This window comes from Stenotrophomonas sp. STEN083, assembly GCF_056759195.1.
Genome location: NZ_JBRRCU010000087.1, coordinates 1 through 14,330 on the forward strand (window position 1 = coordinate 1; position 14,330 = coordinate 14,330).

The following is a 14,330-nucleotide window of genomic DNA, read 5'->3' on the forward strand; positions in this document are numbered from 1 at the left end:
CGCCGCCCCGCCGCGGGCGGTCGCGCCCCCCCCCCCCCCCGCCCCCGCGCGGCCCGCCCCCCCCACTACACCTCGTTCGGATCCGCCTTCCAATACCCGGTTGCGCGGATCCACTCCTTCGGCACCTGCAGATGCCCTTCCACAAACTTGCGCATCATCCGCGCACGTTTGGATTCGGTGGCAATCCAGTAATGCGTATCACCATCAGGCTGCTCGAAATCCACCAACGCATCCTCAAGCAACGTGCTGCTGGCAGCATCAAAACCATTGCGCTCGAACCAAGACACAGTCACCTGCGCCGCGCTCTCCAACGGCTGCCGATCACCTTCCTCCGGGATCTCGATGAACACCTCGGCCACCGCACCTTCCGGCAACTCTTCCAAACGCCGCGCAATCGCCGGCAACGCCGTCTCATCACCAATCAGCACATAGCAGTCGAAGTCATCGGCCACCACGTGCGAACCACGCGGGCCGGCAACCACCAACTCATCGCCAATCTTGGCTTCAGCGGCCCAACTGGTTGCCGGGCCATCTCCGTGCAGCACGAAATCCAACACCAGCTCACCAGCATCGGCATCGTAGAAACGCGGCGTGTAATCGCGTGCCGGTGAAGGCTGCTTGCCTTCCGGATAGCGCGGGCGTTGCTCGGTGAGTTCAGGCAATACAAATTCGCCTTCGGCATTGGCGAAGAACAGCTTCACGTGGTCATCCGGTGAGCGGCTGTCAAAACCTTCCAGCGCATCGCCGCCTACAACAACGCGCTGCATGTTTGGGGTCAGGCGTTCCGTGTGCACTACCTGCAGCTGGCGGAAACGCGGGGTCATGCGGATCAATTGGGTTTCATGCTGTGACATGGGGGTACCTGGGGTCAGTGTCGGCAAGGCCGGGAGACCGTGGCTGGATCGCTCTGGCTGGGTCGTAATGAACAACGGTGATGCGGGGATCAGTCTTGCTGCGATGCCTGCTGCACCAGCGCCGTGGCTTCTGCAATCAAGCCAGCAATGCGCGCGACATCGGCGTCCTGCCAATCGCCTTTGCGCAGCATCAGCGAGTTGGTGAACTGGTGCATGGCGTCGCGCAGGGGCGCCGGCAGGCTCTCCCTCGCTATGACGCGGGAGTTGTGGCGCGCACGCATGCGCGCGGTTTCCACGTCCTCGGCGCGCAGCTTGAGCTGGGCCTGGCCCAGGCTGGTGATGTGGTAGCGCTTGCGTCCGCCGTCTTCCTCGGCGCTTACCCAGCGCTGCTTCTCGAAGTCGGCCAGCAGCGGATACACCGAGCCCGCGCTGGGCGTGTAGACGCGTACGAACATCTCGCTGATCTGCTGGATCAGCTCATAGCCATGACGTGGCTGCTCGCCGATCAGCGACAGCAGCAACAAGCGCAGATCGCCACGGCCCAAGGGGCGCGGGGTGGGGGAGCGGCGGGGTTCCGGACTGGTCATCGGAGTTTTCGATATATCGAATTTGCGCAAAACGATATATCGAAAACTCTTCCGACGCAAACGGCATCGCTTCCCGTGGGACGGTGCAGACCAGCAGGGCTTGCATTCATTGTCCATTGCTGCACTGCAGCATGACTGGCTTGTCACCGCCCTGACCTTTGCCGATGGCAACTTCGCCCGGTGTTTAGTGCCATTAAGCGTCTGCACGGCGATGCGCAGCCTGTCCATGGCTGTCCGCGGCGGTGCATGAGAACTGTCGCGAAATGTCTTGCAGACACTGGCTCTTGGCACTCCATACGCATGCGTAGCCAGCTTGGCAAGGTACCGGGTGCGCTACACTTTACGGCTCAAAATAATGACAAGCGCGCGCGTGCGTGCAGTAACTGGGAGCGCTAATGAACTGGTTGAACGAGATGCTTGATAACGACACGAATCCCCTGGAAACCCAGGAGTGGATCGAGTCGTTGAAGGCCGTTATCGATGTCGAGGGCCCCGAGCGCGCACATCAGTTGCTGGAAGGCATGGTTGAACTGACCCGTCGCTCGGGCGCGTTCCTGCCGTTCTCCCCCACCACCGAATACGTCAACACCATCGAGCCGCAGCTGGAAGCCAAGAGTCCCGGCAATGCGGAACTGGAATGGCGCATCCGTTCCATCATCCGTTGGAACGCGATGGCCACCGTCGTGCGTGCCAACCGCAAGCCGGGCGACCTGGGCGGCCACATCGCCTCGTTCGCATCGGGCGCCACGCTCTATGACGTGGGCTTCAACCACTTCTGGCGCGCGCCGAGTGACAACCACCCGGGCGACCTGCTGTTCATCCAGGGCCACAGCGCCCCGGGTATCTATGCGCGTTCCTACCTGGAAGGCCGCATCAGCGAGCAGCAGCTGGACAAGTTCCGCATGGAAGTGGACGGCGGCGGTCTGTCGTCGTACCCGCATCCGTGGCTGATGCCGGATTACTGGCAGACCCCGACCGTGTCGATGGGCCTGGGCCCGCTGGCTGCCATCTACCAGGCGCAGTTCCTGCGTTACCTGGAAAACCGCGGCCTGATCGAGAAGAGCGACCGCAAGGTGTGGTGCTTCATCGGCGACGGCGAGTCGGACGAGCCGGAAACCCTGGGCGCGATCGCCCTGGCCGGCCGCGAAGGCCTGGACAACCTGATCTTCGTCGTCAACTGCAACCTGCAGCGCCTTGATGGCCCGGTGCGCGGCAACGGCAAGATCATCCAGGAACTGGAAGGCGTGTTCCGTGGCGGCGGCTGGAACGTGATCAAGCTGCTGTGGGGCGGTTACTGGGATGCCCTGCTGGCCAAGGACACCAATGGCGTCCTGAAGAAGCTGATGATGGAAACCGTCGACGGCGAATACCAGAACTGCAAGGCCTTCGGCGGGGCGTATACGCGCGAGCATTTCTTCGGCAAGTACCCGGAAACCGCAGCGATGGTTGCCGGCCTGTCCGACGACGACATCTGGCGCCTGAACCGTGGCGGCCACGACCCGCACAAGGTGTACGCCGCCTACCACCAGGCCGTGAACACCAAGGGCATGCCGACCGTGATCCTGGCCAAGACGGTCAAGGGCTACGGCATGGGCAGCGCTGGCGAAGCGCTCAACCCCACCCACCAGACCAAGAAGCTGGACGACGAATCGGTCCGCCATTTCCGCGACCGCTTCAACATCCCGGTCACCGACGAGCAGCTCAAGGACGGCCAGGTGCCGTTCTACCACCCGGGCCCGGATTCGCCGGAAGTGAAGTACCTGCAGGAGCGTCGCGCTGCGATGGGTGGCTACCTGCCGCAGCGTCGCCAGAAGGCCGACAAGTCCTTCATCGCACCGAAGCTGGAAACCTACGAGCGCCTGCTCAAGGAATCCGGCGAGCGCACCTATTCCACCACCATGGCCTTCGTGCAGACGCTGAACATCAGCCTGCGTGACAAGGAGCTGGGCCCGCGCCTGGTGCCGATCGTCGCCGACGAAGCGCGCACCTTCGGTATGGAAGGCCTGTTCCGCCAGATCGGCATCTACGCGCCGTACGGCCAGAAGTACAAGCCGGTCGACGCCGACCAGCTCATGTACTACCGCGAAGACCAGAGCGGCCAGGTGCTGCAGCAGGGCATCAGCGAGCCGGGTGCCATGTCCTCGTGGATGGCGGCCGGTACCAGCTACTCGGTCAGCAACGTGCCGATGCTGCCGTTCTACATCTACTACTCGATGTTCGGCTTCCAGCGCATCGGCGACATCGCCTGGCAGGCAGCGGACATGCGTACCCGCGGCTTCCTGCTCGGCGGCACCGCCGGCCGCACCACGCTGAACGGCGAAGGTCTGCAGCACGAAGATGGCTTCAGCCACATCGTCGCTGGCGGCATCCCGAACGTGCGCAGCTACGACCCGACCTTCGGTTTCGAAGTAACCGTCATCCTCCAGCACGGCACCAAGGCCATGATGGAAGACCAGATCGACGAGTACTACTACATCACCCTGATGAACGAGAACTACGCCCACCCGGCCATGCCGGAAGGCGCAGCCGAGGGCATCATCAAGGGCATGTACCTGCTCACCGACGCCGGCAAGCCGAAGAAGGGCGAGCTGCGCGTGCAGCTGCTGGGCAGCGGCACCATCCTGCGCGAGGCCATGGCAGCGGCCGAACTGCTGGACAAGGATTTCGGCGTCACCGCCGACATCTGGAGCTGCCCGAGCTTCAACGAACTGCGTCGCGATGGTTTCGACGCCGAACGCTGGAACCGCCTGCACCCGGAAGCCGAGCCGCGCAAGCCGTACGTCACCGAGCTGCTGGAAGGCCGCCAGGGCCCGGTCATCGCCGCAACCGACTACGTGCGCGCTTACACCGACCAGATCCGTGCATTCGTGCCGGCTACCTATTCGGTACTGGGCACCGATGGCTTCGGCCGCTCCGATACCCGCGCCAACCTGCGTCGCTTCTTTGAGGTTGACCGTTATTACATCGCGCATGCGGCCATTGCGGCGCTTGCCAAGGACGGGAAGATGACGGCTAAGGATGTTGCGCGGGCTATCAAGCAGTATGGGATTGATCCGGAGAAGGCTAATCCTGTTGGGGTTTGATAGGTGAGCTGATAATGTTATGAATAAGGGCCTCCAAATCTTGGGGGCCCTTCATTTTTCGGGTTGTCTTCTTCGTAGTGATTTGAATATATGAGTAAGGGTGAGCAGTATTCGTTGGCGATGAATTCGCCACTTAGGTGGGCCGGGAGCAAAAGGAAACTTTTACCTGCTCTACACGATCGACTGCCGGGGAAATTTACAAGATACATGGAGCCGTTTTGCGGTTCTCTGACGTTGTGGCTAAGCCTTCCGCCACACAGTGCAATTGTCGGCGACATCAACTTCGAGTTGATGCATTTCTACCGAATGGTTAGATGGAGGCCGCGAGTAATCGCCCGGCTGGCTGCCGCATGGGGGCTCGAAGAGGCTACTTACTACACTGTTAGGGGAATGGATCCTGCTTCGATATCGGCAGAGCTGAGAGCCGCTAGATTCTTGTATTTGAATAGGCTCTGTTTTAATGGGGTCTATAGAACTAATAAGAGCGGGCAATTTAATGTTCCGAGAGGTAGTCGTGTGCCTGGAATGCCTTCGGAGGATAAGCTCGTTGAGCTTGCCGCTAGGCTGAGGGACGCCGAGCTGGTTTGCGGCGACTTTTCTTCTGTAATATCTAGGGCGCGAAAGGGGGATTTTCTATATCTTGATCCACCATATGCAGGTCGCGGTCCGCGTGATAGAGGGGAGTACGGAGAGGGTTCTTTCTCTGAGAAAGATATCTCCAGGTTGGGTGCGGAGCTGGAAATGGCGTCGAGCCGCGGAGCAAAGATCTTAGTTTCTTATGCTGATACCAAAGAAATTCGTGATCTTCTTGGCGGGTGGAATATTACTTCTCTAGCGGTTTCTCGCAATGTAAGTGGTTTTATTAAGGGCCGAGGTTTGGCTTCAGAAATATTTGCATCAAATTACTAAGCTTTCGTTCTCTTTGGGGTGGGATATGGACGGTTCAGTAACTTTTTTCATAGTTTCTGATTTGCACTATATGAAGCATGCAAATGGAGAGTATAGGCCGCAGTCAGCAATCGGCGGAGCCGCTTTTGATCCGTTTGAGGCTCTACTTGAAAGTGTGGGCGATGAAAATTTACGCGCTGATTATGTGCTGTGTCCCGGGGACATTACTGATAAAGCTTCGTGGCTCGCGCTGGAACGTGGTTGGGAAAACCTTAATATTCTGAAGGCGCGTTTGGGGGCAAGGCACCTCATTTGTGCGACCGGAAATCATGAGGTGAATTCAAGAGCGGATGATCCTGTTCACAACGGCCAGGGCAATGCAGAAGCAGCTATCGATCCGGTAGGGCGGTTGCAAGAAATGGGGGGGTACCCAAGCTCCATTTGGAACGGTGATGATCGCGATATGGTTTATTGGGGGCGAGGCTATGAGTTTATTGTGGAGGGAGAGGTTCTGTTCCTTCTTATAAACTCTAGTCACTTCCATCCGACAACGAGATCGAATGAGTTTGAGAGAGGTCGGATAGGGGACGGTAGCATCCGCCGTTTGTCAGGCGAGATCGATTCGCAAATAAAAAGATCGGGCGCTCGGGTATTTGTTGCGCTATTGCATCATCCGCCTATTAGTCATGAGACCGATAAGTATGATCTGGGCCGGACGCAGATGTATAACGGACAGGGGCTTGTTGATATTCTCGACGGTTCTGGTCGACCGTGGCTGATCATACACGGGCACAAGCATGATGGGAGGATTACTGTTGCGCAGGGATCTGGTTTCCAACCAATTGTATTTGCCGCGGGAAGTGTCGGAGCTGGTATGGCGGGAACTGTGGCAAGCCTGCATACCAGGCAACAGGCATATTTATTAAAAGTGGATCTGATTGCCGAGGGGGCAATGCCATCCTTGAGGGGGGAGGTCAAGGCTCTCGCGTGGGTGGAGAATCGCTGGATCCCGGCTGTCAAAAATATTCATGGCATTCCTGATGGTTCGGGGTTCGCTTGCCCGCCCCTTAACATGCCAACGATTGCACAAGAGATTAAGCGCGAAGTACTGGAGTCGTCTGAAGCTTTCCTTACATGGGAGGAGCTGGTGGGGCGAGTTCCAGATCTAAGATATACACTTCCCGGACAGATGAAGATGTTGAAGGGGCTGATACAGGGGCTCGGTGGGAAGGTCACGTGGAACGACGATGGTAGTTTTCCCACTGACATAGTGTTTGGGAGCAAGAAATGACCGGTAAAGAAAATTTTGGAGGCGCGAACGTATTTAATGCGCGGGATCTGAAGTCTGCCGACGTCGCCGATGCTTTTATCGCTCCGGCCGCGTTCTCAATGCTGCTCAGTGACTCTCATTGTGTTCTCGAGGGGCCGAGAGGTAGCGGCAAGACTACACTTCTTAGAATGCTGACTCCGGATTCGTACGGGTCTTGGGCGTTGAAGAACGAGGCGGCGCCAATTAATTTTGTCGGCGTCTTTGTCCCTGCCGATGTGCGTTGGGCCAAGCAACTTGAGGCTCGATTAAGTGGCTTAGATGAGAGCGTTCGGAAGTACTATATGCAGGCGGCATTCTCCGTCGCCAGTGGAATGGCTATCGTCGATGCGGTGGAAATGTGCGCGCGCGGAAAAGTGGATTACAGGAACTATCTTCCAAACGTTTTCTTTTCTCTGGAGCGTAACCAGGAAGCAGAAATTGTTCAAGAGCTTTCCGAAGTTTGGTTGCTAGAGGTAGGCGTACCATCGTTCTCTGGCCTTCGGGCGGCGCTCCGAAGTAGACAGCGCGATATCGGATTTCTATCTTCTCTTTCAGAGAGCGGAAAAGACTGGTTGTCTATTATTGAGGGGAATGGTTTTCTCTCAGTGCTATGGCTTGATAATGTTGTACAAGCGCTCCAGGTTGTAAATGCAATAATTCATCGACCGGAACAGCGCTGGGCCATTTTGCTAGACGAGTTGGAAATCGTTCCGGCCGAAATTCTTCATTGCGTTGTGGAAGCGCTGAGGTCTACAGATCCGCTAATTAAGTTTAAATTGGCGTTGAGTCCTACTGGTACCGATTTAATGTTTTCGGGAGATAATGGGGCTCCGAGTCCAGAAAATGATTACAGGGCTATCCCGCTGTGGTACGAGCGTCGCAAGGAAGCAAGAGCATTTTCCGAAAAGTTGTTCATGAGAGCTCTTGGAGAGACTGGGTCGGATGCCAATCTGACAAAAGTTCTTGGCCCCAGTAGATTGGCGGGAGATGACGAGTTTGCCGTTGACTATGCAGACTCTGCAAAGAGAGCAAGAATCGAGGCCTTTTGTAGCTTATTCAGAAAAGATGAATCCTTTAGGGCGGAGCTCCTAGAGAGAAAGATTGACCCCAAAAATCCTCCGCTGTCGGATTCCTCTAAGAATGGCACCTTTGTCAGGAAGATCACGCCCCTTGTTTTTTTGCGCGACAGAGAGATAGACGAGTTCAAAGACGGATTGGCGAAGAAGAAGGGGGGGAGGAAAGGACGCGAGGCCTATTTCGGATATCCAAATCTTCTGGATTTAGCTGAAGGGAATCCCCGGTGGATTCTCACGCTGGCCGATTTGTTAATGGCGAACACAACCCTTTCTGGCAACGACTACAAAAGTCAAGGCGTGCAATCTTCCGTTTTATCCGATTATACGAATCAGTTTGTTTCAAAGCTGACGGTGTATCCGACAGGCGTGTCAGGTAAGGGTGGTGATAAGACCTGGACGCTGATGAATTTTATTGACGAGCTGGGCAAAGGTATCGCGGATTCGCTTTATAAAAAGCCGTTCAGTGGTGATCCCGCACTGTCGTTTACGCTAGACAAGACCGCTCTTGAGGACTACGGGAGCTACATCCGTCTGTGCATTGATTTGGGAGCTTTAGTGATAATGCGGAGTGGCGTCGCGGCGCCATTAGGACAATCACATGGTACCCCTTCACTAGTTGGTGCTCGCGTTAGAATCAGCTATAGGCTTGCGCCTATGTATCAGTTGCCAATGCGTAGTACGAACGAGCGCTCGCTAAGCGGAGCGATAGATGAAAGGTTGCAGGGTAAGATGAGGGGGAAAGTCTCTCGAGTAGCAAAGGAGGTCCCTGGTGTTCCTGACAGTTCCTCTCCTGAGCAGGGGGTTCTGCTATGAAATATAGCTTAAGCGAAGTTGGCAACGTCCCGATCGAAAATTTCGAAAATTTCGATTTGTGCATCCTTTCCGTTACTGGTGAAAGTAGGGCGTGGGCAATCCCTGATAAATTCGTAGGGCTGGAGGTGCAGAGTTGGGTGATTCTCAAGGAGAACGATGCTCTCTATAATAGTAATATTAGGGCTGAGATTTTAAGGCGCATCCCAGGTTCGAAAATTATCTCTTCAGAATCAGTGCGTGACGATTTGAGGGAATTTTTTATTGAGAACGCGTGCGACGTCTCTGTAAAGATATTTGTAGACGTGAGCTGCTTGACTCGTCGGGATATGGCTGTCGTTTTTGAATCTATTTTCATCAGTCTATGCGCGACACGTAAGATTGAGCTTGTCATTGGTTACGTGATTGCAGAATTCTCAGCGCCGCCAGCAACTGTGGCGCGGAATGAATTTATCAAACCGTTGTCGGCTCGATTTGCAGGTTGGCCAGTAAACCCATCTGCTCCAACTGCTTTAATACTAGGTCTCGGATACGAGGCTGCTAAGGCGGAGGGTGCTCAGGAGTACTTTGACGCGATGGAGAACTGGGTCTTCTTTCCTGAGTCTCCTATTCGAGAGTACGACTACCATATTTTCAGTAACAACAAGAGTATTGTGGAGTGTGCGGATCGACAAGGGCGGCTCGTCAGATATGCCGTGGACCGGCCTGCAGAGTTACTGTCTTCACTGTCTGCAGTTATTGCAGATAACTCAAGTAATCTGAATATAGTGATTCTTCCTTTTGGGCCAAAAATATTTGTCGCGATGAGTCTGCTGGCGGCGATCATGAACTCTGTGGTAGGGGTATGGCATGCTGCGGGTGACACCGATTTGCCCGCAGAGGATCACTTTCCCTCAGGACATTTCGTTGGCGTACGGTTAGTGTTTTCGCAAGTTTTGGCCGATGACCATATTTGATGTGGAACCGGTAGCTTGAGTACCTCTATGTAATGACTCACTGAAAGCCTGCTCAGGCGGGGAAATAGGGGTCAGAGTGGGTTCTCGCTCTGGCCCTTTATTGCTTGCAGCGGTATAGATGTCGCAAGCCAACCAGTCAGCTGTGCCCGTTCAGTGCAGAGAGACTCTTGCTGCCTGCTCTTCGTGCAAGAAAATTGGGTTGTATCTGATCGACCCATCGAGATCTATCAGTAATCTAGCCGCGGGCGGGAAGCCGAAAACACATGGAGTGTATGAGATATGGCAAGGAACTGGATTGTGGTTGGCGACGCATCCACTGGCGGCGGCCGTGTGATAACCGGCTCGCCGCAGACGGATATAGATGGCATCCCAGTCGCACGGGTGAACGATAAGGCCACTTGCCCGAAGCACAAAGGTGTTTTCCCGATCATACAGGGCGATGCATCCATGATCATTGATGGCCAACCGGTGGCTATCAATGGCGGTGCAGTGGCTTGTGGATGCCGATTGATGTCAGTTCAGCAAAATCATGTGTATGTGGATAGCGCTGGCTCGCCTGGCACGAACTCAAGCACAGTCAGTGCCTTGGGCGCGCTTGCCGCGATCGCACCCGCAGTAATTACGAAATCCAACAGCAGCTACGATCAGGCGATTCGATTTGTAACAGAATCAAATAGTAATTTGTGCAAGGTGGGCTACGCTCTGCGCTTGGCGAACGGCCAGGTGGTTGAAGGTGTGACCGACGATGAGGGTTTGACGCAGCGTGTGGTGACATCTGCTCCCGTTGCGATCAAAAGCGTCGAGCTGAAGCGACTTGAGAAGAATTCGGGATGCTGCGGTGACCTAGTGTCCGGTCACGGAGAGGACGGCGAAGCCGAGATATTTGATTTGGACGGGGTAATTACAACTAGTAGTTACCTTGGGACGTCGGTGGTTGTCGCGAAGGCACCTCATCATGAGCGTGATTTAACTCATGGTGAAATTGAGATGGCTAAGTTAGTGTTTGCTGAGTCTGTTGACTATGCGAAAGTTAAAGTTCACAACCATGGGTATTGGCTTTTCTTCGGACTGCAGGATAGCGAAACCGCGGTGACCCCGAATGGTGAAATGTATTTTCCAAAAGGGGTGTATAAGGACGACTACTCCCTGGAGGACTTCAAGACCCAGGCTTGGTTTATTCATGAAATGGCGCATGTATGGCAGTATCAGCTCGGTTACCCTGTTAAATTGGTAAGAGGGCCTAGGCCAGGGATGAGTTACAAATATACGCTGGCGGCAGATAAGGAATTGTGCGACTACAATATGGAGGCGCAAGGAAATATCATAGCTGACTATTTTCTATCTGAATTTCGGTTGGCGCAGGATAGGGTCTATGAAGCGCGCTACTCGTTTGACCCTTTGTTCCTAGGGATGGTTCGAGCGACGCTATCTGATTTCTTGGAAGCGCCCAGCAGTACAGGTAACCTGCCAAAAACAGCAAAGAGTGAGAGGTGATATGCGGTATTTCTTATTGATTGCGCTGTTCGCTATCTCGACGCCGGCTGCATGTAGTCAGCCGAAGGAGCTGTACCAGAAGGCGGTCGTTGCTGGCAGTAGAGAGTCCTTGTGCGTAAAGGCTAACGACGTGCCAGAACTGGAACAGACTTCTCCCGTGGTGACCAATGTGTCGATCTACCAGAGAGTCGACGGCGCGCAGCGCATCATCTGGCAGCAAAGCTACCCTCCTGCTGACGGAGAGGTTCCAACGGTGTCTTCGACTGAGTGTATGAAGGATCTGGAGCGGAGGGGTAACCCGCTTCCTTCCTTATTGCCGGGAAAGCAGTACTCGATTGAGGTTGCGGCTGGGATCGTAGATCGAGATGGCGATATGGTGCGTCGGTGGTACAGCGCGTATTTCTGTGTCGTGAGTAATGAGGATGGCTCTGACATTCGCCAGGTAGTATTTGATCGTCGCCGAGAAGATTGGCGTTGGGATGTTTGCGGATTGTAGGAAAGTAGGGGTCATAGTCCAGCTTCGGAGCGAGTTTGTCCTGTCCTTCTATGTGGTTGTGAAGGCGTTGGTCAGCGAGGCGATTGGCTCAAGCTTGCTATGAGATAAGAAAGTCCGCGTGCCGCGAGCGAGGTAAGCAGTTCGATCGCGAAAGCTAGGTTGCCTTCTCTGATTTTTTGCTCTCCTCATCCTGCCTGTTAGCTTCGGCGAGTAGCGACTCATAAGCCTGTACGCGTACGCGTACGCGTAGGAAGATGAGGTGCCAGAACATCGCGTACGCGAGCATGAGGGCGAAAGCGAGCAGTGCTTGGGTGAAAGTGATACCGCCCAGTGCTTTCAAATCACTCCATTGCCAGTCCTTGAACTGCAGGTAGAAAGCCAACAGTAGCGGCACAACCCCAAGTCGCTCCACTCCGCCTACAAACAATCCCAACCTTTCGTGCATAGTTGCTCGCTTTTGCTGAACATAACGAAGGCGCCGCTGCCGTTGTTCGAACGACAACTGTCGCAGGAGCTCAACAATCTCTTGGTGTTGCTGATAGCCCGCCTCTAGATCCTCTGCATGGTACGCACGCGCGTGCCGAAACTATCGCCAATCTCGCTTTGCCACTAAAGCGATGTGCAGGGCGAATCCACTCATTTCGATCAAAAGGCCACCGTAAAGTGCGGCTAGGCCAAACTTGCCAGGCAAGGTTGTCCCAAGTAGCAGGCCTATGCTGGCGCCGGCAAGACCGAAAATGAGCGACCAACGCTCCCATCTGTTGGCCTTAGGCCCATTTGCTCTTTGAACATGCTGATCCAGGACTTTGTTAAGGTCAGGAAACTCTAAGCTTTGGAGTGACAGTGCCTGATCACCCAAATCTTCTCTAGGTGTTTGCATCTTGCCCGTTGCGTCCATGCGAGATTCTCCCTAGTTCCGAGGCTCATGCGGCGGTGCGCAGTGTATTTGTACGAGCGTTAGTGTAGTTGCAGGGGATGGGGCATCAAGCTTTTGAAGTCGCCAATAGTTCTGCTATTGGGTCTCCTGCAGTCTTGAACGCCTTGTCATATACATGGGTTTGGTGAAAGGCAAGATAGGTTAGTTGTTCGTCGCTGAATTCACCGGTGCCTCTACGTGGCTTCAGGTTCAAACCGATACGTTTGATGACCTCCGACGGCAGGCGCGTTGAGCACTCGATTCGCCCCGCCTTGGTGAAGGTGATCCAGCCTCGATCAAAGAGGAAATCCGCATGAGGGGTTAGTAGCAAGCCATTGGCCCCGTCAACTCGCTCATTACCTGTATCACAGGCTGACCAGGGTTTCATGTGACTGGCACGTAGGAAGCGGAGATCGGCAATGCCGGTGATGCGGCACTCCTTCTCAAACGAGAGTAATCGTCGTTTGAACAGGCCTTGTTTGGTGCGCACCTCAGTGAGCTTCTTTGCCGATGTTGCATCCAGCTCCAGAATCGCCTCGGCCTCGTGCGTGACAAGGAGTCCAATGGAATCCGAGCTGATGGGTTCGAGCTCGAACACGATGGCCACTCGGGGGGTGTCCTTTGTGTCACGAACATTGGCTTGGGAATAGGCCTTTAGACAGCGGAACTCACCGACGTACCGGTAAGGGCGGCCGTGTCCCATCATCTGGAAAAGGATTAGTCGTTTGTTGTTGGCAAGGTGTTCGCGGATCGCACGATTCCCGCCTTTGTCCTGCATATCACCGACCTGGCCTTCTCCGAAGTAGTGAAAGTGGCCGTTGTCGTCCCAGAAGTCGTGATAGCCGTGCTGCTTCCCGGCTTCGCCAGTAAAAATGATGACGAATGGGCTGCTAGTAGGCGTTGAGATGCCACCTTGGCGCTGACCACCAAGCACGTCGTGGATCTCCAGTCGACGGCTGTAGAGCGCCCCGATTTCATACTGCGGATCTAATGCAACATTGGTCATTCGGCTTCGCTTCCCCCTGAGCGCAAGTATCTGCGCCCTTAGTTTGCGTTCGGCGCTTTGGGTGTCTTTATATGCGCAATCAGTAAAGTATGGAAGCTTGCGTAGGAGAAATGCTGCTTAAGATATTTGGTTTTCGGAAATGCGAGTTCTTTAGGACTCGCTGGAATCTCACCGATCCGTCTCAGCGCCACGGAGGCGGCTCTTCGATGGCTACGGAGTGAGCATTGCTTGGTCACTGGGCCACTCCTGGCAGGCGAGCGACACCAAATCTCCCATCTCAGCCGGTGGGACTGGCCCAGCGCAATCTCGCTGCTCTTTGGTCAGCGGGAGTGAGGAATGGAGAGCGAGAAGGGATTCGCCGTTTTGGAGTACCTATATCGGGATGCGGGTAACTGGAAGACGCATGGCGCGGTATTGCTACGCGGCAAGGTTCGGGACGCCGGTGCGGCGATTCGCTCCTGTTTGGAGCAGGGAGAGTTTTTCGTGCCGGAGCAGGTGTTGTTGCCAGCCTTGCATCCGCAGCATTGGCGCGACCATGACGATGGTCCTAACGATTTGGATCATGCGTTTCATGAGTTCGCGGGGCTGCGGGATGCCCGGGATGAGGACTTATTGTCACTGTCGCCGTGTGGGTCGCTCGTCCAGCTGGTTTCGTTGTTTGTAGCGGCGCAGGGAAGGTGGGATGTGCGTTGTTCGCGATACGTGGATTGAGGCATGGCTTAGTAAAACCGGGGTGGGGGGCGGGGGTGGGGGGGGGGGGGGCGGCGGCGGCCGCGGGGGTGTGGGGCGGGCGGGGGGGGGCGGGCCGGCGCGGGGTGCGGGGCGGGGCGCCGGGCCCGGGGGGCGCCCGCGGCC

The 14,330-nt window shown here is 55.5% G+C and carries 12 protein-coding genes; 7 read left to right on the forward strand and 5 right to left on the reverse strand.

What is annotated here, in order from left to right:
• Nucleotides 1-65: 65 nt before the first annotated feature.
• Together ACVOK8_RS17860 and ACVOK8_RS17865 are read right to left on the reverse strand one after the other, a co-directional pair.
• On the reverse strand, nt 66-854 hold the full coding sequence (locus ACVOK8_RS17860) for a siderophore-interacting protein (RefSeq protein ID WP_481567996.1): 789 nt from the start codon (nt 852-854) through the stop codon (nt 66-68).
• Nucleotides 855-943: 89 nt separating this feature from the next.
• Entirely contained in the window at nt 944-1,441 is a 498-nt protein-coding gene (locus tag ACVOK8_RS17865) for a PadR family transcriptional regulator (RefSeq protein ID WP_481567997.1), read from the reverse strand.
• A gap of 395 nt (nt 1,442-1,836) precedes the next feature.
• Here ACVOK8_RS17865 and aceE point away from each other — a divergent pair, with 395 nt between their 5' ends.
• The 6 genes from aceE to ACVOK8_RS17895 all read left to right on the forward strand — a co-directional run bounded on the left by aceE (nt 1,837) and on the right by ACVOK8_RS17895 (nt 11,057).
• The gene (gene aceE, locus ACVOK8_RS17870; RefSeq protein WP_481567998.1) at nt 1,837-4,524 is read left to right on the forward strand and encodes a pyruvate dehydrogenase (acetyl-transferring), homodimeric type; all 2,688 of its coding nucleotides are present in this window, start codon (nt 1,837-1,839) and stop codon (nt 4,522-4,524) included.
• A gap of 120 nt (nt 4,525-4,644) precedes the next feature.
• Nucleotides 4,645-5,433, forward strand: a complete 789-nt coding sequence (locus ACVOK8_RS17875; protein ID WP_481567999.1) for a DNA adenine methylase — start codon at nt 4,645-4,647, stop codon at nt 5,431-5,433.
• Nucleotides 5,434-5,458: 25 nt separating this feature from the next.
• Nucleotides 5,459-6,703, forward strand: a complete 1,245-nt coding sequence (locus tag ACVOK8_RS17880; protein WP_481568000.1) for a metallophosphoesterase family protein — start codon at nt 5,459-5,461, stop codon at nt 6,701-6,703.
• Entirely contained in the window at nt 6,700-8,610 is a 1,911-nt protein-coding gene (locus ACVOK8_RS17885) for an ORC-CDC6 family AAA ATPase (protein ID WP_481568001.1), read from the forward strand. The genes ACVOK8_RS17880 and ACVOK8_RS17885 overlap by 4 nt, the downstream gene beginning before the upstream one ends.
• Nucleotides 8,607-9,563 (forward strand): hypothetical protein, encoded by a 957-nt coding sequence (locus ACVOK8_RS17890; protein ID WP_481568002.1) that lies wholly within the window; start codon nt 8,607-8,609, stop codon nt 9,561-9,563. The genes ACVOK8_RS17885 and ACVOK8_RS17890 overlap by 4 nt, the downstream gene beginning before the upstream one ends.
• 279 nt (nt 9,564-9,842) lie before the next feature.
• Nucleotides 9,843-11,057 carry a PAAR domain-containing protein gene (locus ACVOK8_RS17895; RefSeq protein ID WP_481568003.1) on the forward strand — a complete coding sequence of 405 codons (1,215 nt, stop codon included), beginning with the start codon at nt 9,843-9,845 and terminating at the stop codon, nt 11,055-11,057.
• Between the two features lie 650 nt (nt 11,058-11,707).
• On the opposite strand, the gene ACVOK8_RS17900 is transcribed toward ACVOK8_RS17895, so the two are convergent.
• The 3 genes from ACVOK8_RS17900 to ACVOK8_RS17910 form a co-directional block, all read right to left on the reverse strand.
• Entirely contained in the window at nt 11,708-12,055 is a 348-nt protein-coding gene (locus tag ACVOK8_RS17900; RefSeq protein ID WP_481568004.1) for a hypothetical protein, read from the reverse strand.
• Nucleotides 12,056-12,139: 84 nt separating this feature from the next.
• Entirely contained in the window at nt 12,140-12,451 is a 312-nt protein-coding gene (locus ACVOK8_RS17905) for a hypothetical protein (protein ID WP_481568005.1), read from the reverse strand.
• Between the two features lie 85 nt (nt 12,452-12,536).
• Nucleotides 12,537-13,475 carry an HNH endonuclease gene (locus tag ACVOK8_RS17910; protein WP_481568006.1) on the reverse strand — a complete coding sequence of 313 codons (939 nt, stop codon included), beginning with the start codon at nt 13,473-13,475 and terminating at the stop codon, nt 12,537-12,539.
• Nucleotides 13,476-13,811: 336 nt separating this feature from the next.
• Here ACVOK8_RS17910 and ACVOK8_RS17915 point away from each other — a divergent pair, with 336 nt between their 5' ends.
• The gene (locus ACVOK8_RS17915) at nt 13,812-14,186 is read left to right on the forward strand and encodes a hypothetical protein (RefSeq protein WP_481568007.1); all 375 of its coding nucleotides are present in this window, start codon (nt 13,812-13,814) and stop codon (nt 14,184-14,186) included.
• Nucleotides 14,187-14,330: the final 144 nt, after the last annotated feature.